At 35.2% G+C, this 21,913-nt stretch carries 20 protein-coding genes; 15 read left to right on the forward strand and 5 right to left on the reverse strand.

What is annotated here, in order from left to right; genetic code table 11:
• Genes cagD through cagG form a run of 4 tightly spaced genes read left to right on the forward strand, consistent with a single transcriptional unit; the run spans position 1 to position 4,878 of the window.
• Positions 1–624 (forward strand): cag pathogenicity island type IV secretion system protein CagD, encoded by a 624-nt coding sequence (gene cagD / locus G6069_RS02240; RefSeq protein ID WP_187884699.1) that lies wholly within the window; start codon positions 1–3, stop codon positions 622–624.
• A gap of 8 nt (positions 625–632) precedes the next feature.
• Entirely contained in the window at positions 633–3,584 is a 2,952-nt protein-coding gene (gene cagE, locus G6069_RS02245; protein WP_197293240.1) for a cag pathogenicity island type IV secretion system ATPase CagE, read from the forward strand.
• A gap of 1 nt (position 3,585) precedes the next feature.
• A complete protein-coding gene (gene cagF, locus G6069_RS02250; RefSeq protein ID WP_165520579.1) occupies positions 3,586–4,392 on the forward strand; it encodes a type IV secretion system chaperone CagF in 807 nt (268 codons plus the stop codon).
• Positions 4,393–4,446: 54 nt separating this feature from the next.
• The gene (gene cagG, locus G6069_RS02255) at positions 4,447–4,878 is read left to right on the forward strand and encodes a cag pathogenicity island type IV secretion system translocation protein CagG (RefSeq protein WP_000855885.1); all 432 of its coding nucleotides are present in this window, start codon (positions 4,447–4,449) and stop codon (positions 4,876–4,878) included.
• Here cagG and G6069_RS07940 read toward each other — a convergent pair.
• Positions 4,864–5,061 carry a hypothetical protein gene (locus G6069_RS07940; RefSeq protein WP_000562353.1) on the reverse strand — a complete coding sequence of 66 codons (198 nt, stop codon included), beginning with the start codon at positions 5,059–5,061 and terminating at the stop codon, positions 4,864–4,866. The two genes, cagG and G6069_RS07940, sit on opposite strands and share 15 nt — an antisense overlap.
• Here G6069_RS07940 and G6069_RS02260 point away from each other — a divergent pair.
• The 3 genes from G6069_RS02260 to cagL are packed head-to-tail and all read left to right on the forward strand — an operon-like array spanning position 5,048 to position 7,858.
• Positions 5,048–5,992 (forward strand): sodium:calcium antiporter, encoded by a 945-nt coding sequence (locus G6069_RS02260; RefSeq protein ID WP_231627802.1) that lies wholly within the window; start codon positions 5,048–5,050, stop codon positions 5,990–5,992. The genes G6069_RS07940 and G6069_RS02260 overlap by 14 nt on opposite strands.
• 10 nt (positions 5,993–6,002) lie before the next feature.
• On the forward strand, positions 6,003–7,148 hold the full coding sequence (gene cagI, locus G6069_RS02265) for a cag pathogenicity island type IV secretion system translocation protein CagI (RefSeq protein WP_197293241.1): 1,146 nt from the start codon (positions 6,003–6,005) through the stop codon (positions 7,146–7,148).
• Positions 7,145–7,858, forward strand: coding sequence for a cag pathogenicity island VirB5 family T4SS-associated adhesin CagL (gene cagL, locus G6069_RS02270; protein WP_097694137.1), 714 nt, complete (start codon positions 7,145–7,147; stop codon positions 7,856–7,858). The genes cagI and cagL overlap by 4 nt, the downstream gene beginning before the upstream one ends.
• Positions 7,859–7,939: 81 nt before the next feature.
• On the opposite strand, the gene cagN is transcribed toward cagL, so the two are convergent.
• Together cagN and cagM are read right to left on the reverse strand one after the other, a co-directional pair.
• Positions 7,940–8,860 (reverse strand): cag pathogenicity island type IV secretion system protein CagN, encoded by a 921-nt coding sequence (gene cagN, locus G6069_RS02275; RefSeq protein ID WP_197293242.1) that lies wholly within the window; start codon positions 8,858–8,860, stop codon positions 7,940–7,942.
• 14 nt (positions 8,861–8,874) lie between these two features.
• A complete protein-coding gene (cagM, locus tag G6069_RS02280) occupies positions 8,875–10,005 on the reverse strand; it encodes a type IV secretion system apparatus protein CagM (protein WP_197293243.1) in 1,131 nt (376 codons plus the stop codon).
• Between the two features lie 434 nt (positions 10,006–10,439).
• On the opposite strand from cagM, the gene cagP reads away from it, so the two are divergent.
• The 4 genes from cagP to cagS all read left to right on the forward strand — a co-directional run bounded on the left by cagP (position 10,440) and on the right by cagS (position 12,635).
• Entirely contained in the window at positions 10,440–10,784 is a 345-nt protein-coding gene (cagP, locus tag G6069_RS02285; protein ID WP_001958601.1) for a cag pathogenicity island protein CagP, read from the forward strand.
• A gap of 310 nt (positions 10,785–11,094) precedes the next feature.
• The gene (locus G6069_RS07945; protein WP_079337943.1) at positions 11,095–11,280 is read left to right on the forward strand and encodes a hypothetical protein; all 186 of its coding nucleotides are present in this window, start codon (positions 11,095–11,097) and stop codon (positions 11,278–11,280) included.
• Positions 11,217–11,597 carry a cag pathogenicity island type IV secretion system protein CagQ gene (gene cagQ, locus G6069_RS02290; protein ID WP_197293244.1) on the forward strand — a complete coding sequence of 127 codons (381 nt, stop codon included), beginning with the start codon at positions 11,217–11,219 and terminating at the stop codon, positions 11,595–11,597. The genes G6069_RS07945 and cagQ overlap by 64 nt, the downstream gene beginning before the upstream one ends.
• Positions 11,598–12,035: 438 nt before the next feature.
• On the forward strand, positions 12,036–12,635 hold the full coding sequence (gene cagS, locus G6069_RS02295) for a cag pathogenicity island protein CagS (RefSeq protein ID WP_097567385.1): 600 nt from the start codon (positions 12,036–12,038) through the stop codon (positions 12,633–12,635).
• 201 nt (positions 12,636–12,836) lie between these two features.
• Here the strand turns inward: cagS and cagT are convergent, their stop codons facing one another.
• Both cagT and cagU read right to left on the reverse strand, forming a co-directional pair.
• Positions 12,837–13,679 carry a type IV secretion system apparatus protein CagT gene (gene cagT / locus G6069_RS02300; protein ID WP_021174732.1) on the reverse strand — a complete coding sequence of 281 codons (843 nt, stop codon included), beginning with the start codon at positions 13,677–13,679 and terminating at the stop codon, positions 12,837–12,839.
• 13 nt (positions 13,680–13,692) lie between these two features.
• A complete protein-coding gene (gene cagU, locus G6069_RS02305; RefSeq protein ID WP_078248823.1) occupies positions 13,693–14,343 on the reverse strand; it encodes a cag pathogenicity island translocation protein CagU in 651 nt (216 codons plus the stop codon).
• Positions 14,344–14,723: 380 nt separating this feature from the next.
• Here cagU and cagV point away from each other — a divergent pair, with 380 nt between their 5' ends.
• The 4 genes from cagV to G6069_RS02325 all read left to right on the forward strand — a co-directional run.
• Positions 14,724–15,482: a cag pathogenicity island type IV secretion system protein CagV gene (cagV, locus tag G6069_RS02310; protein WP_197293245.1), complete on the forward strand. Its 759-nt coding sequence runs from the start codon at positions 14,724–14,726 to the stop codon at positions 15,480–15,482.
• 4 nt (positions 15,483–15,486) lie between these two features.
• Positions 15,487–17,094: a cag pathogenicity island VirB6 family T4SS protein CagW gene (cagW, locus tag G6069_RS02315; protein WP_108339126.1), complete on the forward strand. Its 1,608-nt coding sequence runs from the start codon at positions 15,487–15,489 to the stop codon at positions 17,092–17,094.
• Between the two features lie 52 nt (positions 17,095–17,146).
• Positions 17,147–18,715: a type IV secretion system apparatus protein CagX gene (cagX, locus tag G6069_RS02320; RefSeq protein ID WP_165567944.1), complete on the forward strand. Its 1,569-nt coding sequence runs from the start codon at positions 17,147–17,149 to the stop codon at positions 18,713–18,715.
• A 14-nt stretch (positions 18,716–18,729) separates the two neighbouring features.
• A partial coding sequence (locus tag G6069_RS02325; protein ID WP_275951775.1) for a CagY family CD-EC repeat-containing protein occupies positions 18,730–21,913 on the forward strand: 3,184 nt, incomplete at its 3' end.

The following is a 21,913-nucleotide window of genomic DNA, read 5'->3' on the forward strand; positions in this document are numbered from 1 at the left end:
TTGATCAACAATAATAGTAATAAAAAACTAAGAGGCTTTTTTTTGAAAGTTCTCTTAAGTTTCGTTGTTTTCAGTTCGTATGGGTCAGCAAATGACGATAATCAAGCCAAAAAAGAAGCGCTAGAAAAAGAAAAAAACACTCCCAATGGGCTTGTTTATACGAATTTAGATTTTGATAGTTTTAAAGCGACTATCAAAAATTTGAAAGACAAGAAAGTAACTTTCAAAGAAGTCAATCCCGATATTATCAAAGATGAAGTTTTTGACTTCGTGATTGTCAATAGAGTCCTTAAAAAAATAAAGGATTTGAAGCATTACGATCCCATTATTGAAAAAATCTTTGATGAAAAGGGTAAAGAAATGGGACTGAATGTAGAATTACAGATCAATCCTGAAGTGAAAGACTTTTTTACTTTTAAAAGCATCAGCACGACCAACAAACAACGCTGCTTTCTGTCATTGCGCGGGGAAACAAGAGAAATTTTATGCGATGATAAGCTATATAATGTTTTATTGGCCGTATTCAATTCTTATGATCCTAATGATCTTTTGAAACATATTAGCACCGTAGAGTCTCTCAAAAAAATCTTTTATACGATTACATGTGAAGCGGTATATCTATAAAGAGAGGGGTGTTTGTGGCAAGCAAACAGGCTGACGAACAAAAAAAGCTAATCATAGAGCAAGAGGTTCAAAAGCGGCAGTTTCAAAAAATAGAAGAACTTAAAGCAGACATGCAAAAAGGTGTCAATCCCTTTTTTAAAGTCTTGTTTGATGGGGGGAATAGGTTGTTTGGTTTCCCTGAAACTTTTATTTATTCCTCCATATTTATATTGTTTGTAACCATTGTATTATCTGTTATTCTTTTTCAAGCCTATGAACCTGTTTTGATTGTAGCGATTGTTATTGTGCTTGTAGCTCTTGGATTCAAGAAAGATTATAGGCTTTATCAAAGAATGGAGCGAGCGATGAAATTTAAAAAACCTTTTTTGTTTAAGGGCGTAAAAAACAAAGCGTTCATGAGCATTTTTTCCATGAAGCCTAGTAAAGAAATGGCTAATGACATCCACTTAAATCCAAACAGAGAAGACAGGCTTGTGAGTGCTGCAAACTCCTATCTAGCGAATAACTATGAATGTTTTTTAGATGATGGGGTGATCCTTACTAACAACTATTCTCTTTTAGGCACAATCAAATTGGGGGGCATTGATTTTTTAACCACTTCCAAAAAAGATCTCATAGAGTTACACGCTTCTATTTATAGCGTTTTTAGGAATTTTGTTACCCCTGAATTCAAATTTTATTTTCACACTATTAAAAAGAAAATCGTTATTGATGAAACCAATAGGGATTATAGTCTTATTTTTTCTAATGATTTCATGCGAGCCTATAATGAGAAGCAAAAGAGAGAAAGTTTTTATGATATTAGTTTTTATCTCACCATAGAACAAGATTTATTAGACACTCTCAATGAACCCGTTATGAATAAAAAGCATTTTGCAGACAATAATTTTGAAGAGTTTCAAAGGATTATTAGAGCCAAGCTTGAAAACTTCAAGGATAGGATAGAGCTCATAGAAGAGCTATTGAGTAAATACCACCCCACTAGATTGAAAGAATACACTAAAGATGGCGTTATTTACTCCAAACAATGCGAGTTTTATAATTTTCTTGTGGGAATGAATGAAGCCCCTTTTATTTGCAACCGAAAAGACTTGTATCTCAAGGAAAAAATGCATGGTGGGGTGAAAGAAGTTTATTTTGCCAACAAGCATGGAAAAATCTTAAATGATGATTTGAGTGAAAAATATTTTAGCGCTATTGAGATTAGTGAATACGCCCCTAAATCACAAAGCGATTTGTTTGATAAAATCAACGCCCTAGACAGCGAATTTATTTTCATGCATGCTTATTCGCCTAAAAACTCACAGGTTTTAAAGGACAAGCTAGCTTTCACCTCTAGAAGAATTATTATTAGTGGAGGCTCTAAAGAGCAGGGCATGACTTTAGGTTGCTTGAGCGAATTAGTGGGTAATGGTGATATTACGCTAGGCAGTTATGGTAATTCTTTAGTGCTGTTTGCTGATAGCTTTGAAAAGATGAAACAAAGCGTTAAGGAATGCGTCTCTAGTCTTAACGCTAAAGGTTTTTTAGCCAGCGCAGCGACTTTCTCTATGGAAAATTACTTTTTTGCCAAACATTGCTCTTTTATCACGCTTCCTTTTATTTTTGATGTAACTTCTAATAATTTTGCTGATTTCATCGCTATGAGGGCTATGAGTTTTGATGGCAATCAAGAGAATAACGCTTGGGGTAATAGTGTGATGACGCTAAAAAGCGAGATCAATTCGCCTTTTTATCTGAACTTCCACATGCCTACTGGTTTTGGTTCAGCTTCAGCAGGACACACTTTGATACTTGGCTCAACCGGTTCAGGTAAGACAGTGTTTATGTCCATGACTCTAAACGCTATGGGACAATTTGCTCACAATTTTCCTGCTAATGTCAGCAAAGACAAGCAAAAGCTCACTATGGTCTATATGGATAAAGATTATGGTGCTTATGGGAATATTGTCGCAATGGGTGGGGAGTATGTCAAGATTGAGCTAGGGACAGATACAGGATTAAATCCTTTTGCTTGGGCGGCTTGTGTGCAAAAAACAAATGCAACAATGGAGCAAAAACAAACGGCTATTTCTGTTGTCAAAGAGCTTGTGAAAAACCTAGCGACCAAAAGCGATGAAAAAGATGAAAATGGCAACAGCATCTCTTTTAGCCTAGCAGATTCTAACACGCTTGCAGCGGCAGTAACCAACCTTATCACAGGAGATATGAACCTAGATTATCCCATCACTCAACTTATTAATGCTTTTGGAAAAGACCACAATGATCCTAATGGGCTTGTCGCGCGATTAGCGCCTTTTTGCAAATCAACCAATGGTGAATTTCAATGGCTTTTTGATAATAAAGCAACAGATCGCTTAGATTTTTCAAAAACGATTATTGGCGTTGATGGGTCAAGTTTCTTAGACAATAATGATGTTTCGCCCTTTATTTGTTTTTACCTTTTCGCTCGTATCCAAGAGGCAATGGATGGGCGTAGATTTGTCTTGGATATTGATGAAGCTTGGAAATATTTAGGCGATCCAAAGGTCGCTTATTTTGTAAGAGACATGCTAAAAACTGCAAGGAAAAGAAACGCTATTGTCAGACTTGCGACTCAAAGCATCACTGATCTTTTAGCTTGCCCTATTGCTGATACGATTAGAGAACAATGCCCTACAAAGATTTTTTTAAGAAACGATGGGGGCAATCTTTCTGATTACCAAAGATTGGCTAATGTTACAGAAAAAGAATTTGAAATCATCACTAAGGGACTAGATAGGAAAATTCTCTACAAACAAGATGGAAGCCCTAGCGTTATCGCTAGTTTTAATTTGAGAGGCATTCCTAAAGAATATTTGAAAATTTTATCCACAGATACTGTATTTGTCAAAGAAATTGACAAGATTATCCAAAACCATAGTATCATAGATAAATATCAGGCCTTGAGGCAAATGTATCAACAAATAGAGGAGTATTAAAATGAAACAAAATTTGCGTGAACAAAAATTATTGAAAATTTTAGAAAATGATGTCTTGACGATTTTGGATAGTTTTTCTAATTATCTTTTTGAACTGAGAGAAGAATTGGACTTCATAGAAGAAGAAATGGAAGGCGAAATCACTGAACAAAACCTTACCACTCTTTATGATTTTTCTAATTTCTTAGAAGACCATGTCAATGTGTTTTATGAGGATGTTTTGAATATAGATGATATCAAAACAGAACACCTTTATTCAGGTCTCATAGACAGTCTTAACGCTAATCTTCACTTTGTCAAGTCATTTCTCAGTAATCAGGATTTAGACTTCCGCTTTTTTAAAGAAATAAACGAAGGGCAAGATCCCCAAAAAACATTATCAAGATTAATTCCTCTTCAAAGTGGGAAAAATGATGCAAACTCGTTTAAAGCCAATAATTCTTTTGTATCATTAGTTTATGTTTATACTTTCTTCATGCTAGAAACTATCATGCAGTCGTATAGGATTCTCAGATTACTAGAAAAACCTATCAATAACAACATAAGCGAGGACATGCAGAGCGATATAGAGAATTTTTTTGTTCAAGCGAATTTTTTAGAATACTATGTTCAGAACAAAATATACCCAACCAATCATGCCTATGACTTCACGCATTTGATCATGGACTCCATTATTCCTAATTGGATTCAAACTGATATGAGCGTTGAAGCTAAAAAGAAAGAGCTTTTTGAAAAATATTTTCAAAACATTGATGAAGTAACAAACAAAATGCTCGATCAAGAAAATCAAAACAAAAACAGCGATTGAGTGGTGTTAATGCGCTAGAATAATGCTAAAAATAAGAATAAAGGAGTCAAAAGTATGAAAACGAATTTTTATAAAATTAAATTACTATTTGCTTGGTGTCTTATCATTGGCATGTTTAACGCTCCGCTTAACGCTGACCAAAACACGGATATAAAAGATATTAGTCCTGAAGATATGGCACTAAATAGCGTGGGGCTTGTTTCTAGAGATCAACTAAAAATAGAGATCCCTAAAGAAACCCTAGAGCAAAAAGTGGCCATACTCAATGACTATAATGATAAGAATGTTAATATCAAATTTGACGACATAAGTTTAGGGAGTTTTCAACCTAATGATAATCTAGGCATCAATGCGATGTGGGGCATTCAAAATCTTCTCATGAGCCAGATGATGGGCGATTACGGTCCAAACAATCCTTTCATGTATGGTTATGCACCAACATACTCAGATTCATCGTTTTTACCACCAAGCTTAGGAGGGTATTAACATGGCAGGTACACAAGCTATATATGAATCATCTTCTGCAGGCTTCTTATCGGAAATTTCCTCAATCATCTCAAGCACAAGTGGTGTCGCAGGGCCATTTGCAGGAATAGTAGCGGGTGCTATGTCAGCAGCGATTATTCCTATTGTTGTGGGATTTACTAATCCGCAAATGACCGCTATCATGACCCAATACAATCAGAGCATCGCTGAAGCCGTAAGCATGCCTATGAAAGCCGCTAACCAACAATACAACCAATTGTATCAAGGTTTTAACGATCAAAGCATGGCTGTGGGGAACAATATCTTAAATATCAGCAAATTAACAGGGGAATTTAACGCACAAGGCAACACGCAAGGCGCGCAAATTAGTGCTGTTAATAGTCAGATTGCAAGCATTTTAGCGAGTAACACCACCCCTAAAAATCCTAGCGCTATTGAAGCTTATGCGACGAATCAAATCGCTGTTCCTAGCGTGCCAACAACGGTTGAAATGATGAGCGGTATCTTAGGCAATATTACAAGCGCAGCACCAAAATACGCCCTAGCTCTACAAGAGCAACTGCGTTCTCAAGCAAGCAACAGCTCAATGAATGATACAGCCGATTCCCTTGATAGCTGTACCGCTTTAGGTGCACTTGTTGGCTCATCAAAAGTGTTTTTCAGTTGCATGCAAATTTCTATGACTCCTATGAGTGTTTCTATGCCCACTGTTTATGCCAAATACCAAGCGTTAGCCACTAATGCCCTAACTTCAGGCGCTAATCCTATGACCACTCCTGCATGCCCTATTGGGGATAAAGTTCTTGCTGTTTATTGCTATGCTGAAAAAGTAGCAGAAATTTTGAGAGAATACTATATAGAATTTGTGAAAAACAATACTAATTTGTTGCAGAACGCTTCTCAAATGATACTTGGTCAATCAGGATTAGCTACTAGCACCTATGACACTCAAGCGATTTCTAACATAAGTTCGCTATATAATTACAATATAGTAGCGAATAAATCTTTTTTGAAATCGCATTTGACTTATCTTGATTACATCAAAGACAAGCTTAAGGGGCAAAAAGATAGCTACTTAACAGAAAGGGTGCAAACTAAAATAATCGTGAAGTGAGGAAAGAGATGTGAAATGTTTTTTAAACATATTTTCTTTCTTGACTTTTTGTGGTTTGTCCTTGAATGGTGCAGAGGTAGTAATGACGCTTGAACCTGCCTTAAAAGCCATTCAGGCGGACGCACAAGCCAAACAAAAAACCGCTCAAGCCGAATTAAAAGCCATAGAGGCCCAATCTAATGCCAAAGAAAAAGCCATTCAAGCGCAAATAGAGGGAGAATTGAGAACCCAGCTTGCAACCATGAGCGCTATGTTAAAAGGGGCTAATGGCGTTATTAATGGTGTCAATGGCATGACAGGGGGGTTTTTTGCAGGTTCAGACATCTTGCTTGGCGTCATGGAAGGGTATTCAAGCGCGCTTAGTGCATTGGGGGGGAATGTCAAAATAATCGTGGAAAAACAAAAAATTAATACCCAAACAGAAATCCAAAACATGCAAATCGCGCTCCAAAAAAATAACGAAATAATCAAGCTCAAAATGAATCAGCAAAACGCTCTCTTAGAAGCGTTAAAAAACAGCTTTGAACCGAGCGTTACTCTAAAAACACAAATGGAAATGCTTTCTCAAGCTCTAGGAAGTTCTTCTGATAACGCTAAATACATCGCTTACAATACGGTCGGCATCAAGGCGTTTGAAGAAACCTTAGAAGGTTTTGAAACATGGTTGAAAGAGGCTATGAAAAAAGCGACCCTTATTGACTATAATTCCTTAACAGGTCAGGCTTTGTTTCAAAGTGCCATCTATGCGCCTGCTCTTAGTTTTTTTTCAAGCATGGGCACACCATTTGGAATCATTGAAACATTCACTCTAGCGCCCACAAAATGCCCCTATCTTGATGGGCTAAAAATTTCAGCATGCCTTATGGAACAGGTTATTCAGAATTACAGAATGATTGTAGCCCTTATTCAAAATAAACTGAGTGATGCAGATTTTCAAAATATCGCTTATTTGAATGGGATCAATGGAGAAATCAAAACCTTAAAAGGATCAGTAGATTTGAACGCGCTCATAGAAGCTGCTATCTTAAACGCAGAAAATCATTTAAACTATATAGAAAATCTTGAAAAAAAAGCCGATCTTTGGGAAGAACAACTGAAATTAGAGAGAGAAACGACAGCAAGAAACATTGCTAACTCTAAAGTTATTGTCAAATGAAAACACTCGTGAAAAATACCCTATTTTCTTTTTTGCTATTGTCTGTTTTGATGGCAGAAGATATAACAAGCGGCTTAAAGCAACTGGATAGCACCTACCAAGAGACCAACCAACAAGTGCTCAAAAACTTAGATGAGATTTTTTCAACCACTAGCCCTAGCGCTAATGATAAAATGGGTGAAGAAGATGCTCTAAACATCAAAAAAGCGGCCATGGCTTTGAGAGGAGATTTAGCGTTATTGAAAGCCAATTTTGAAGCGAATGAGTTATTTTTCATCTCAGAAGATGTGATTTTTAAGACTTATATGTCTAGCCCTGAACTTTTATTAACCTATATGAAAATCAATCCCTTAGACCAAAAGACTGCTGAACAGCAATGCGGAATATCCGATAAAATTTTAGTTCTTTATTGTGAAGGGAAGTTGAAAATCGAGCAAGAAAAACAAAATATAAGAGAGCGTTTAGAAACTTCCCTAAAGGCGTATCAGAGCAACATTGGAGGTACAGCTTCTTTAATCACTGCGTCACAGACGCTTGTAGAAAGCCTAAAGAATAAAAATTTCATCAAAGGAATCAGAAAGCTTATGTTAGCTCACAACAAGGTCTTTTTAAATTATTTAGAGGAGTTGGACGCATTAGAAAGATCCCTAGAACAAAGTAAGCGACAATACCTACAAGAAAGGCAATCAAGTAAGATCATTGTCAAATGATTTTTCTGAGACGACAAGCTATGATTTCTAACCTTTGGGATTTGTTTCTCTAGTTGTTTTTTGGGCTAATAATTTGGATCGCTATTTTTTTCCATGAGCGATGCTTTGTTCTATTTGATTAATGACGCTATTGGGCAGTTCGGATTTAGAGCGATTGTTTGAGGATGTTGCATCTTTTGCTTCATTTTCTTTTGTATCAGTAGTGCCAAACTCACTTGCATTTGTAGTATCTTGGTAGTTATTTTCTTGCTCCATTTCTTTTTTTCTCTTCTCACAAATAGCGCACGAAGCTATAAGAAAGGTTCTATTGTTGCTGTTATTAAGAGCGAGTTTTAAACCACTTAGGTGTTGTCTAGAAAACTTGTTATTTTCTGTCTCTATTTCTTGAATTTTTTCTAATAAGGGGGCAAGAATTTTTTGATCCTTGATGTCTTTGATCAAACACTTTCTTAACCCATCGTAATCGTTGCTTGAAATAATACACTCATTGATAATGATTTCAATTTCAGGCGTTCTCCACTCATCAGGCACAAGCGGAGCAGCATGTTTCACAAAAGCTTCATTCACCTTATTGATCATCTCATCAAAGTTATCATCTTTATTAGATTTGGTTTCAGTGGAAGAATTGCCATTAGGGTTGTCATTCAAAGGGTTAGCGTTAGTTTCGTTTAATTCTTGCAATCCTCTGTGCTTAGCTGCTCTTTTTTGAACAGAAGAGTTGTTCTTTTTTTCAAACGCTTCAATATTCTTTTGAATTTGCTCTGCTCTCGCCCTATCATTCCGTAATTTTTCTCTCAAAGCGTTAGTAGCGAATTCTTTTTCCTCTTTTGTAATTTCTTTGTCGTCATGTCTTTGATAGAGTGTTTTGATTTTTTTAAAGCCTAAAGCCACCAATTCTTTGTATTCACTCGGTAATAATGCTGTATTGATAGCGTTTAAGCCCCCATAAATAACCAAAGAATAAAGAGCGACAGAACCTAATTTTTTGAAGATACTTTTCAAGAGCGTCTCCTTTCCTATTCAAAGGGGTTATTCTTGGCAACATTGTTTCGGTATGCAGAAACCACTGTTTTAAAGAAATTAAATATCTTGTAGTGTTCTTTTTGCATAGTTGTTTTGTCGCTCATCATAGGATCGCTATCTACGAAGATATTGTATTCATTAGTCTTTTTTAATATAGATTTTTTGGATTGGGTATCAAAATTGAAGCTGTCTAAAACCAACAAACACAATTTTTGTTTTTGAGCGAAACTCAATTTTTGATTAGTAAAGTTTTTAGTCAAAGTATTCAATTCCACATCATCTTTGACATTTTTCAACAAGTTAGAAAAAGCTTCATAGCCCCTTAAGTATTTCTCATTGATCTTATCAATCGCCATGCTAAACGCCAAGCGTTCCGAGTTAAAAATAAGCGTGTTGGTGGCTTTTTGGGCAATATCTTTTGCTTTGGAGTCAAATTTGTTTCTTTCAAGCTGTAAGTAATAATCTATATTATCCAATTCTTTTCTGCTCAATAAATTAGAAACGTTATTGGAATATTCTTCAATCGCTTGCTTGTAAGATAAAGCTAGTCGGCTCGCTTTTTTGTTTTGCTCTTCATCTAAAGAAAACACACCCATTTGAAGCAAAGCCTGAGCCTTATCTTTAGTGGTAGCGGTAGTTTTTTTAAAAATACTGCTCGTTTTCACTTGGGGGTAGTAATAACTCAAACGATCCTTATCTTCTTTGGTGAATGTTTCTTGGTTTAAAACATAGGCATAGGGGTTAGGAAGAAGTTTCTTATAGAGAGGGTTATCTTTTAAGGCTTGCTCTAGATCACCATAAGCCTTTGACTTAGCAGTAAGGATTTTACCTCTTGTCTCTTTCTCTAGAGCCTCTTTTTCTTTTTTGTATTTGTTTTCTAAATCTAAAAGAACTTTAGCTCTGTAATCCACAAGCTCTTTGATTTTTTGTTTTCTAAAAACCAAGTCTTCTAAGAAATCATGCGTATTGCTTAAGAGCTTCTTGCGAGCCTTAAGAGCGTCTTCTTTTGCAGCCACTTCTTCTTGTTCTTTTTTTATCTCGTTGAAAAATGAACCAAACTGCTCCACATTAGCCGACAAAACTCCAAACGCAACCAATGAGCTAAAAACGATTTTTGCAAGCATCTTATAGTTTTTGTAACCTTAAATTTTCAAAAAATATCAACACATTTTACCACAATTTCCACAAAACTATGGATCAAAACTTTTCCATATTCAAAAGGTAAGTAAAATCTAGGTCTTATAGTATTATGTTTTGCTTGCTTATATGCGGCTTGTTGGTATTTTTTAAGTTTTTCTTAAGGTTGTTTTTATACAATGGACTTGTGTTTTTTGGATAGAAACTCCTTTATTCTTTAGATAGATGTTTTCTATTCTTTGTTTGACATAAACAAACAAATCGTTGGTTTGTGTTATATCGCATGTTAGTATCAGCATAGTAGGGTATTCTTTGGGATTTTGAGCTAGATTAAGGTGGTTTTGTAAAATACTTATTATTTCCTATGCTCCTTTGCTCCTTTATAGGTTCACCGCCTTGAACTAGTTCTTTCAAAACCAAAATGAAACGACCGATTAGCAAATTAAAACAAAACTTTTTACAATTCAAACATTCTTTCAACAAACATTTAGATAAATACAGCCTTTATTATAGGCTGTTCAATATCAGTTCTATCGTTATAGGTTTTTTAATAGCCCTTTTTTCTTATGGGGCAGGGGTGATTTTAGTTTATCCAATATTATTCCTATTTGCTCTTATAATAAAACCTAGCTTTTTTTATTACACTACTTATCTTTTGCTACTCGTTTCTCTCAGCATAATAAGCAAATACTATCTCTTAAGCCACGCAAATTTCACAATGAAGCTAATCATACTTATGACTCAATGGCAAAATTGGTTCTTATGATTCGTTCAAAAATTTCTCAAGACTTGATTTAGAGAAATTTCTTTATTTCCAAACATTAGCATAAAACCTTACTGACTAAAAACTAAAATCTTTTTAAGTGCATACCCAAAGCTAGCTTATTTGAAAAAACCAATCTATTTTTGGTATTCAAATCCTAAAACCCCATGATTTTAAATTTAAAGGAGCGTTTTTTAAAAATAATTCTGCATCTAGTGTGTTAGTAATTTGTTTTTGATATGGTGGTGGTTTTCCAAATTAATATTGAGAAAAATTTGCTATAATTAGGAGATAAAAATAAAAAGGATATGGCTTGTTTGGTGGCAAAATATTTGATTTTTTTGCGATTGGTGGTTACTTATCGCTTGATTTCATGAGTAATCTTACCAATAGATTCAAGAATTTTCTTAGTAGCTTTAGGTATGCTATTGTGAAATGCTTCCTACTAAAACACGCATTAGAGATCCGAACAAGCAAGAACTTACACAACCAAAAATAAAAGGACTGAGTATGGGAAAAATTTTAGCTTCTTTGTTGGGTGGCGGAACAAATCTTTTTACAGGTTTATCCAGTGATTTGTTTTCTATGATATTAAATTTTTTGTTCTTTCTGATGTTAATGATGGGACTTAATGAAGCATTAGGGAAAAAATTTAACTTGCCTATGGACAATATCAAGAATTTTATGGCAGAAGTGCTGAAGAATGGATTCGATAGTATCAAAAACATGGGATCTGCTTTGGTTGGTAATGGTTTTGGTAGCAGCAAATCAGACAAAACCACTAATAAAATGAATGTCTCTCAAGTAAGACTCTAGTGGTGTATTAACTATCTAAAGATGAAATTTTTTCATCTTTCATGCAGAGCTTTGTTTGATCAACAAGGCAATAGATTACTAGCTGAACATTATGATTTTATTACTTAAGACTCCTTTTTGAAAATGAGTTATCTTAACTCTTTATTTTAGTTGTAACGCATTCTTACAACCGATCTTGCTTTTTAAAAATAATTATAATATTAAAACTTTTTAAATCGGTTTTTAGGGCTATTCGTGAAAGCGTTTTTGTAGGTTTTGAAAAATAGATATAAGAGTGATTGAAACAATATTTTATGGTTAAAAAAATAGTTTCTTGCTCTTTGAATTATGACCGCTCTGAAATTTTCACACAACAGATATTGTATAATTTTAATATAAACCTTTACGATCTGAACAATCTAAAGAGAAACCAAATCCATTGAAGGGATCAAGAGCGATATGAGTAATAACATGCGAAAACTCTTCTTAATGATTGCCAACTCAAAAGATAAGAAAGAAAAACTTATTAAGAGCTTGCAAGAGAACGAACTTTTAAACACTGATGAAAAAAAGAAAATCATAGATCAAATAAAAACCATGCATGATTTTTTCAAACAGATGCATACAAACAAGGGAGCGTTAGATAAGGTTCTAAGAAATTACATGAAAGATTATCGCGCTGTTATCAAAAGCATTGGTATTGATAAATTTAAAAAGGTTTATCGTTTGCTTGAGAATGAGACTATGGAACTGTTGCATGCGATTACGGAGAATCCTAATTTCTTATTCTCCAAATTTGATCGATCAATTCTTGGAATATTTCTGCCTTTCTTCAGCAAGCCCATCATGTTTAAGATGAGTATTAGAGAAATGGACTCGCAAATAGAATTGTATGATACTAAGCTCCCACTATTGAAATTGTTTGTGATGACAGATGAAGAAGTGAATTTCTACGCTAATCTAAAAACCATTGAACAATATAACGACTATGTTAGGGATTTGCTGATGAAATTTGATCTTGAAAAATACATGGAAGAAAAAGGAGTGCAAAATGCTTGATGTGGAAAACGAACAAAAAATCTCGGTGTAACTAACAAAATTCAGTTTGAAAAATATTCGTCTTGGGCAGAGACAGAATTAAAAAATGATGAGTGCTTTAAAAAGATTACCTACCTGATCGCCTTACCTATCAAGTAAAGCTAACGCCCGTTGGCGTTGCTCTCTACCCTTAGAAAAATCTATTCTCTCCTTTTCTTTCAATCACTTACCACTGAGCAAACTTCTGATTTGATTGCGTAAGTATTCATTCTCTCTTTCTTCTTGCAACTTCTCCCTAACTTCTTCCTCTCTGGCTTGCATGTTCAAGTTGCCATTCTTAAAAATCTCAGAACTAATCACATTTTGCCTCATTTGATAACCTGCACGATTACTCAAGGTTTCTAAAATTTCTCGTTGGTTATTTTTCCTAGTGGTATATTCTTGTTCCTTGTCTTGCAAGAGAGTTTTGTAATACTGATTGATTTTTTCCAGCTGGGCTTTTTCTCTTGCCACTTCATTGATCACTTGCTTGTTGTTTGCTCCACTCACATCATAGCCATGCAAGTTTTTTGTGTTAGCTCCTAGCATTGGCTGACTCCCTTGCAACACATCAAAGGTCTGTGGTTTTTCTTTGCTGTTAGGATTATCATTGTAGTTACTCGCTATCATCACCACACCCTTTTGATTCAAAGTGGGTTGCAAGTAAAAATCAATGTCAGATCTCGCTCCATTAGCTTGGAAGTAATTCTTGTATTGAAGGATCTTATTGGCATCGCCTATGAGCGTAATCTTTTTAGAATGATGAACAAGTTTGAAAGTTAGTACAACTTGTTTATTATCCAACAAATAGTCCTTGTAATTTGGCAACTTCACTTGCACCATGAATGGTGTGTCTTTGAGTTTGTCATTTAAGGGTATCTCACTATACTTCTCTATCAGTTCATTATACACAGGCGTATAAACATGGTTCTTTTGTTTCACCACTTTTTTCGCATAGTTACTGCACGCGCTTAAAATTAAGCACAGAATTGCCGCACCGATTAAAACACTTGCTCTCAGTTTCATTAGTTGTTTCTCCTTATTGCTCTTGTTTCTTTGAAGTGAAAAGACCATTGATAAAATTTTTTATACCAATAACTTTAATAACTTTATAGATCAAATAGCCCATACCTATAAAGCAAATGTTTTTCAAAACAAAGAGCACCTTGTCGTTAGTGCTACCAATTCCTAAGATATATAGTTCATAAATCGATCTAATTGTTTCTAATCCAAAAAACAAAACCGCACCCACACCAAAGGCATAGTAAAAATACTGAAGTTTTAATTTTGTTTTTAGACTTTCCACTAGCTCTGTGTTTTTGCTAGTTCTTAAAAATACAAAATAGATTGCAAACAAAACAAATATCCCACCCATACATAATCCTAACAGATGCTCTAGTCCCCCTATATATCCTAAGAATGAATGAGCGTATGCTTCCATTATTCTTTGTTTGGCTTGTCCTATCTGCATCAGAAGTTCATACCTTTTTTCTTGCGGTAGCTTTTCTATTTCTATTAGGATATTTTTCAACTCTTCTTGATTCTTTAAAGCTTCGTGAAATCTTTGCTCCCCTAAACTCCCTTTGGGATATAATGAGTCTAGCAAATTTAAGAGATCATTGCTCTGTGAGTTGCTAGGTGGTGGGGCGTTTAGCGGATTAGGTCCATGATGCTCTGTTGTATCGTTCATGAAGCTCCTTTCAAGAATTAAATTGAGAACTTATTTTGATATTATACCATTCTCTCTCTGGGTTGCGATTGTCTTATCTCTTTGAATTAGGCGCTTCTAAAATTTCATTACTAAGTTACGACTGCTTACTCATTGCTCTTACTTTTTGAGTTGCATCGTGTTTCATCTTGCTTCTTGTTTGAAACAATCCGCTGCTTACATTGATTATCAAGGTATCTTTGTTCAACGCCTTATCCAAAAAGGTTTTTGTTAAAGGTTTTTCAAATACATAGTTTTTACAGAAATTTTGCTATAATTAGGGTTATTTTAAGGAGTTTTTAATGAAGAATCTCTCAAATTTTACAACCAACAAACCAATAATTAAACAATAAAGCTGTCGCATGTTAGGGAAAAAAAACGAGGAAGTCTTGGTTGATGAAAATTTGGTTGGGGGTGTGATAGCCCTTGATAGATTAGCAAAACTCAATAAGGCCAATAGGACTTTCAAAAGGGCTTTTTATCTCTCTATGGCACTCAATGTCGCCGCTGTAACGAGTATTGTGATGATGATGCCTTTGAAGAAAACGGATATATTTGTTTATGGCATTGATCGATACACAGGAGAATTTAAAATTGTCAAACGCTCCGATGCTAGGCAAATTGTCAATTCTGAAGCTGTTGTGGATAGCGCAACTTCAAAATTTGTCTCATTGCTGTTTGGTTATAGTAAAAATTCTTTGAGGGATCGCAAGGATCAACTAATGCAATATTGCGATGTGAGTTTCCAAACCCAAGCAATGAGAATGTTCAATGAAAATATCAGACAATTCGTGGATAAAGTCCGAGCAGAAGCTATCATTAGCTCTAACATACAAAGAGAAAAAGTCAAAAATAGTCCCTTAACGAGATTAACATTTTTCATTACCATCAAAATCACACCCGATACGATGGAAAATTATGAATATATCACTAAAAAACAAGTAACTATTTATTATGATTTTGCTAGAGGTAACTCTTCTCAAGAAAATCTTATCATCAATCCTTTTGGCTTCAAAGTGTTTGACATTCAAATCATGGATTTACAAAACGAACAGACAGTAAGCGAAATTTTGAGAAAGATTAAAGAAGTGGAAGCGAAAAATAAGGCATTAAATAAATAAGAACATGTTTAATATTAAAAGGACTTTTTTAGTAACGATCATAAGTTTTTTTCTCATTGTTCCTAATTGGTTGAAAGCTATTGATTTGCCCATTGTTTCCAATCTCAAAATTTACCAAACAGTTTATTGCATGCTGATACCAAGTTATGTTTTAACCAACAAGAGTTTTGCAGATATTTTGACAGGCTATACATCTATTGGTGCATCAGGGAGTGGAAAGAGTTCAGGGCAGGGTGTGATCGAAGCGCTTAGCACACCATTAGCCACAAGTTTAGCCGCTAGCAATCTGGTGAAATATTTGAATACTTTAGGTCCTTTATGGGGATCGGCGTGGGCAAGTGTTGCTACAGCTATACAAGGTTTTGCTCTAACGCCATCAAGTGGCTGTAATTTTGGTTGGAACGCATTGATAAATAAAAACATAGATGTATCCATGGATAGCGTGCTAGACAATTTGAGCAACAAGATTCAGAATTTTACCAAAGGCGGTGTTGAGGACAATGTGAAAGGCAATATTCTTTTGCAAATAATTGGCTCAATAACCGCTCAAGCTTCTACGAATATTACAGCTGATGGTTTAATTTGGCTGATTGGTAAAGAATTCACTGCAAATAAACTGCAAAACAACACTACAGCCATGCTTGCTTTTGCCGCATTAGAATCTGTTGTCAAAGGAGCGGACGCTGCTGTTCTTCCTGCATATGGTGTAGTCAATCTGCCTGATATTATCATAGGGCAAGGGTCATATCTTGATTTTGTTTCTTACCTAATTTATATTGTTTTTGGGATTTTTGTTTTCATTTCTTTTATGAAATTGAGGGATATTTCAAATGGCATTCAGCTTAACATAGGTTTTGAATACATGCGATTTATTGGGGGGACATTATTCAAAATGGCGATGGTCTCTTTTATCGCCTATGCAGGTTTTGGTTATCTTTATAAAATCTCTTATTCCATTTATTTTGGTTTAGCAGGCGCTTTTGGGCTGAATCAAGTTCTTTTTTGGGCTTTAGATTTAGTGCTGAATTACACTGTTAATTCAATTTTACCTGCGGTAAGAGCTGTTTTTTCTAATGTTGGCAACAACGCTCCTAGTTTGTTACAAGGCTTGCAAGTGGCAGGTATTTCTTTATTTGCTATTTTTATGCAAGTAACTATCATTATGAGAATAAGCACTGTGGTTGTGAAACCTTTGATAGCTGGGGCTTTTAGCGGTATTGTGTTCCCTATTGCGGTATGTTTGATCGTGCTAGATTGGTTCAAAGATTCTATGAAAAACATATTGATATGGTTTATTAATAATTTGTTTATCCTGGTTCTAGCTATTCCTATTTTGCTCTTTGGTGTTTTGGCATTATTGGCATTCAATTTGACCATAACGCCCTCTGTTGCTATACAAAACATCAATCAAGGGGGACTGGGCATCGATTCAACTATTGCGAGTTTGATCACTCTATTTATTTTAAAAGGTTTCATAGAGACGATTATTGAGAGTGTCAATGCGATCGTTAATACCATTTTCAGCTCTGTCTCTATGGATGGCAGCAGGATGGATAGAGAAAGAGATGCCTTAATGGTAGGAAGAGTTGGTGGATCTATGTTTAAAGGATAAGCCACTTTATTCTTGTGTTACAATTACAAATATTTTTTAAGAGGAATTGTTGATGGAGCAGGCATTTTTTAAAAAAATTGTTGGCTGTTTCTGTCTTGGTTATTTATTTTTATCTAGCGTAATAGAAGCAGCAGCACCTGACATTAAAAATTTTAATCGTGGTAGGGTGAAAGTGGTGAATAAGAAGATTGCTTATTTGGGAGATGAAAAACCTATTACGATTTGGACTTCATTAGACAATGTTACCGTGATCCAACTTGAAAAAGATGAAACTATTTCTTACATCACAACAGGTTTCAATAAAGGTTGGAGTATTGTGCCTAATTCTAATCATATATTCATTCAACCTAAATCGGTAAAAAGTAATCTCATGTTTGAAAAAGAAGCAGTGAATTTTGCCCTAATGACAAGAGATTACCAAGAATTTTTAAAAACAAAAAAACTTATCGTAGATGCGCCTGACCCTAAAGAATTAGAAGAACAAAAAAAAGCTCTAGAAAAAGAAAAAGAAGCTAAAGAACAGGCGCAAAAGGCGCAAAAAGATAAAAGAGAAAAAAGAAAAGAAGAGCGCGCAAAAAATAGAGCCAATTTAGAAAATCTCACTAACGCTATGAGTAACCCACAAAATTTGAGCAATAACAAAAATCTTAGCGAATTGATCAAGCAACAGAGAGAAAGTGAATTAGACCAAATGGAACGACTAGAGGACATGCAAGAGCAGGCTCAAGCTAACGCGCTCAAACAAATTGAAGAACTCAACAAGAAACAAGCTGAAGAGACAATCAAGCAAAGAGCCAAAGATAAAATCAGTATTAAGACAGATAAATCTCAAAAAAGCCCCGAGGATAACTCCATAGAATTATCTCCTAGCGATAGTGCTTGGAGGACTAATCTTGTTGTGCGGACCAATAAAGCCTTGTATCAATTCATTTTGAGGATAGCTCAAAAAGACAATTTTGCTTCAGCGTATCTAACGGTCAAATTGGAATACCCACAAAGACACGAAGTTTCTAGCGTTATTGAAGAAGAATTAAAAAAGAGAGAAGAAGCAAAGAGACAGAGAGAATTGATCAAGCAAGAAAATCTCAACACCACAGCCTACATCAATAGAGTAATGATGGCGAGCAATGAACAGATTATCAACAAAGAAAAAATAAGAGAAGAAAAACAAAAAATTATACTAGATCAAGCAAAGGCGCTAGAGACCCAATATGTGCATAATGCGTTAAAAAGAAACCCTGTGCCTAGAAACTACAATTACTACCAAGCGCCTGAAAAACGCTCTAAACATATTATGCCCTCTGAAATTTTTGATGATGGCACATTCACTTATTTTGGTTTCAAAAACATCACTCTCCAACCTGCTATTTTTGTGGTTCAACCTGATGGGAAATTGAGCATGACTGATGCTGCCATTGATCCTAACATGACCAATTCAGGATTGAGATGGTATAGAGTTAATGAAATTGCAGAGAAGTTTAAGCTCATTAAAGACAAAGCCCTTGTAACAGTGATCAATAAAGGCTATGGGAAAAATCCATTGACAAAAAATTACAATATCAAAAACTATGGTGAATTGGAGCGTGTGATTAAAAAGCTCCCTCTTGTCAGAGATAAATAAAAAGGCGTTAAGACATGAATGAAGAAAACGATAAACTTGAAACTTCTAAAAAAGCCCAACAAGATTCACCCCAAGATCTATCTAATGAAGAAGCAACAGAAGCCAATCATTTTGAAGATCTTTTAAAAGAAGAAAGCTCAGACAATCATCTTGACAACCCCACAGAAACTAAAACCCAAGAAACTAAAACCCATTTTGATGAAGACAAGCTAGAAGAAACCCAAACTCAAATAGATTCTGGAGGTAATGAAACTTCAGAATCTAGCAATGGCAGTCTGGCAGACAAGTTATTCAAGAAAGCCAGAAAATTAGTTGATGATAAAAGACCTTTCACTCAGCAAAAGAGTTTAGATGAAGAAGCCCAAAAACTGAACGAAGAAGACGATCAAGAAAATAATGAGTATCAAGAAAATAATGAGTATCAAGAAGAAACTCAAACGGACTTGATTGATGATGAAACTTCTGAAAAAACCCAACAAGATTCACCCCAAGATCTATCTAATGAAGAAGTAACAGAAGCCAATCATTTTGAAGATCTTTTAAAAGAAGAAAGCTCAGATAATCGTCTTGACAACCCCACAGAAACTAAAACCCATTTTGATGGAGACAAGTTAGAAGAAATAACTAACGACTCTAACGATCAAGAGATTATTAAAGGAAGCAAGAAGAAATACATTATTGGTGGCATTGTAGTCGCTGTTCTTATCGTGATTATTTTATTTTCTAGAAGCATTTTTCACTACTTTATACCTTTGGAAGATAAAAGCTCTCGTTTTAGCAAAGACAGGAATCTTTATGTCAATGATGAAATCCAAATAAGGCAAGAGTATAACCGATTGCTGAAAGAACGGAATGAAAAAGGCAATATGATCGATAAAAATCTTTTCTTCAATGACGATCCCAATAGAACCTTATACAACTATTTGAATATTGCAGAAATTGAGGACAAAAACCCATTGAGAGCCTTTTATGAGTGTATTGGTAATGGTGGCAACTATGAAGAATGTTTGAAGCTTATCAAAGACAAAAAACTTCAAGATCAAATGAAAAAGACTCTAGAGGCTTATAACGACTGCATCAAAAATGCCAAAACTGAAGAAGAAAGGATCAAGTGTTTAGATTTAATCAAAGATGAAAACCTGAAAAAAAGCTTACTGAACCAACAAAAAGTTCAAGTGGCTCTAGATTGTTTGAAAAACGCTAAAACCGATGAAGAACGAAACGAGTGCCTAAAACTCATAAATGACCCTGAGATTAGAGAGAAATTCCGTAAGGAATTAGAGCTTCAAAAAGAGCTTCAAGAATATAAGGATTGTATCAAAAACGCCAAAACAGAAGCTGAGAAAAACGAATGCTTGAAAGGCTTGTCTAAAGAAGCTATAGAAAGATTGAAACAGCAAGCGCTAGATTGTTTGAAAAACGCTAAAACCGATGAAGAACGAAACGAGTGCTTGAAAAATATTCCCCAAGACTTGCAAAAGGAACTACTAGCTGATATGAGTGTCAAGGCTTACAAGGATTGCGTATCAAAAGCTAGGAATGAAAAAGAGAAAAAAGAATGCGAGAAATTACTCACGCCTGAAGCGAAAAAAAAGTTAGAACAACAGGTTCTAGATTGTTTGAAAAACGCTAAAACTGATGAAGAACGAAAAAAGTGTTTGAAAGATCTCCCTAAAGACTTACAGAGCGATATTTTAGCTAAAGAGAGCGTTAAAGCTTATAAAGACTGCGTTTCAAGAGCTAGGAATGAAAAAGAGAAAAAAGAATGCGAGAAATTACTCACGCCTGAAGCGAAAAAGCTTTTAGAAGAAGAAGCCAAAGAGAGCGTTAAAGCTTATTTGGATTGCGTATCTCAAGCCAAAACTGAAGCTGAGAAAAAAGAATGCGAGAAATTACTCACCCCTGAAGCGAAAAAAAAGTTAGAAGAAGCTAAAAAAAGCGTTAAGGCTTATTTGGATTGCGTATCTCAAGCTAAAACTGAAGCTGAGAAAAAAGAATGCGAGAAATTACTCACCCCTGAAGCGAAAAAACTTTTAGAGCAACAAGCGCTAGATTGTTTGAAAAACGCTAAAACCGAAGCTGAGAAAAAAAGGTGTGTCAAAGATCTCCCTAAAGACTTGCAGAAAAAGGTTTTAGCCAAAGAGAGCGTTAGGGTTTATTTGGATTGCGTATCAAGAGCCAAAAACGAAGCTGAAAGAAAAGAATGCGAGAAATTGCTCACGCCTGAAGCGAGGAAACTTTTAGAAGAAGCTAAAAAGAGCGTTAAGGCTTATTTAGACTGCGTATCAAGAGCTAGGAATGAAAAAGAGAAAAAAGAGTGTGAGAAATTACTCACGCCTGAAGCGAGAAAACTATTAGAAGAATCTAAAAAAAGCGTTAAGGCTTATTTGGATTGCGTGTCAAAAGCCAAAAACGAAGCTGAAAGAAAAGAATGCGAGAAATTGCTCACGCCTGAAGCGAGGAAACTTTTAGAAGAAGCTAAAAAGAGCGTTAAGGCTTATTTAGACTGCGTATCAAGAGCTAGGAATGAAAAAGAGAAAAAAGAGTGTGAGAAATTACTCACGCCTGAAGCGAGAAAACTATTAGAGAATCAAGTGCTAGATTGTTTGAAAAACGCTAAAACCGAAGCTGAGAAAAAAAGGTGTGTCAAAGATCTCCCTAAAGACTTACAGAAAAAGGTTTTAGCTAAAGAGAGTGTTAGGGTTTATTTGGATTGCGTGTCAAAAGCCAAAAACGAAGCTGAAAGAAAAGAATGCGAGAAATTACTCACGCCTGAAGCGAGAAAACTTTTAGAAGAAGCTAAAGAGAGCGTTAAGGCTTACAAAGACTGCGTATCAAGAGCTAGGAACGAAAAAGAGAAGCAAGAATGCGAGAAATTACTCACGCCTGAAGCGAGGAAACTATTAGAGCAAGAAGTTAAAAAGAGCGTTAAGGCTTATTTAGACTGCGTATCAAGAGCTAGGAATGAAAAAGAGAAAAAAGAGTGTGAGAAATTACTCACCCCTGAAGCGAGGAAACTATTAGAGAATCAAGCACTAGATTGTTTGAAAAACGCTAAAACCGAAGCTGAGAAAAAAAGGTGTGTCAAAGATCTCCCTAAAGACTTACAGAAAAAGGTTTTAGCTAAAAAAAGCGTTAAGGCTTATTTAGACTGCGTTTCAAGAGCTAGGAATGAAAAAGAGAAACAAGAATGCGAGA

Origin of the sequence: Helicobacter pylori, assembly GCF_017594925.1 — a bacterium.
GTDB classification, from domain to species: domain Bacteria; phylum Campylobacterota; class Campylobacteria; order Campylobacterales; family Helicobacteraceae; genus Helicobacter; species Helicobacter pylori_DP.

What these genes read in the sequence shown, in the direction of transcription:
- cagF (WP_165520579.1), top strand. Translation starts at nt 3,586, where the DNA reads ATGAAACAAAATTTGCGTGAACAAAAATTATTGAAAATTTTAGAAAAT.
- cagG (WP_000855885.1), top strand. Translation starts at nt 4,447, where the DNA reads ATGAAAACGAATTTTTATAAAATTAAATTACTATTTGCTTGGTGTCTT.
- G6069_RS02260 (WP_231627802.1), top strand. Translation starts at nt 5,048, where the DNA reads ATGACCGCTATCATGACCCAATACAATCAGAGCATCGCTGAAGCCGTA.
- G6069_RS07940 (WP_000562353.1), bottom strand. Translation starts at nt 5,061, where the DNA reads ATGATAGCGGTCATTTGCGGATTAGTAAATCCCACAACAATAGGAATA.
- cagL (WP_097694137.1), top strand. Translation starts at nt 7,145, where the DNA reads ATGAAAACACTCGTGAAAAATACCCTATTTTCTTTTTTGCTATTGTCT.
- cagM (WP_197293243.1), bottom strand. Translation starts at nt 10,005, where the DNA reads ATGCTTGCAAAAATCGTTTTTAGCTCATTGGTTGCGTTTGGAGTTTTG.
- cagP (WP_001958601.1), top strand. Translation starts at nt 10,440, where the DNA reads ATGAAACGACCGATTAGCAAATTAAAACAAAACTTTTTACAATTCAAA.
- cagQ (WP_197293244.1), top strand. Translation starts at nt 11,217, where the DNA reads ATGCTTCCTACTAAAACACGCATTAGAGATCCGAACAAGCAAGAACTT.
- cagS (WP_097567385.1), top strand. Translation starts at nt 12,036, where the DNA reads ATGAGTAATAACATGCGAAAACTCTTCTTAATGATTGCCAACTCAAAA.
- cagT (WP_021174732.1), bottom strand. Translation starts at nt 13,679, where the DNA reads ATGAAACTGAGAGCAAGTGTTTTAATCGGTGCGGCAATTCTGTGCTTA.
- cagU (WP_078248823.1), bottom strand. Translation starts at nt 14,343, where the DNA reads ATGAACGATACAACAGAGCATCATGGACCTAATCCGCTAAACGCCCCA.
- cagV (WP_197293245.1), top strand. Translation starts at nt 14,724, where the DNA reads ATGTTAGGGAAAAAAAACGAGGAAGTCTTGGTTGATGAAAATTTGGTT.
- cagW (WP_108339126.1), top strand. Translation starts at nt 15,487, where the DNA reads ATGTTTAATATTAAAAGGACTTTTTTAGTAACGATCATAAGTTTTTTT.
- cagX (WP_165567944.1), top strand. Translation starts at nt 17,147, where the DNA reads ATGGAGCAGGCATTTTTTAAAAAAATTGTTGGCTGTTTCTGTCTTGGT.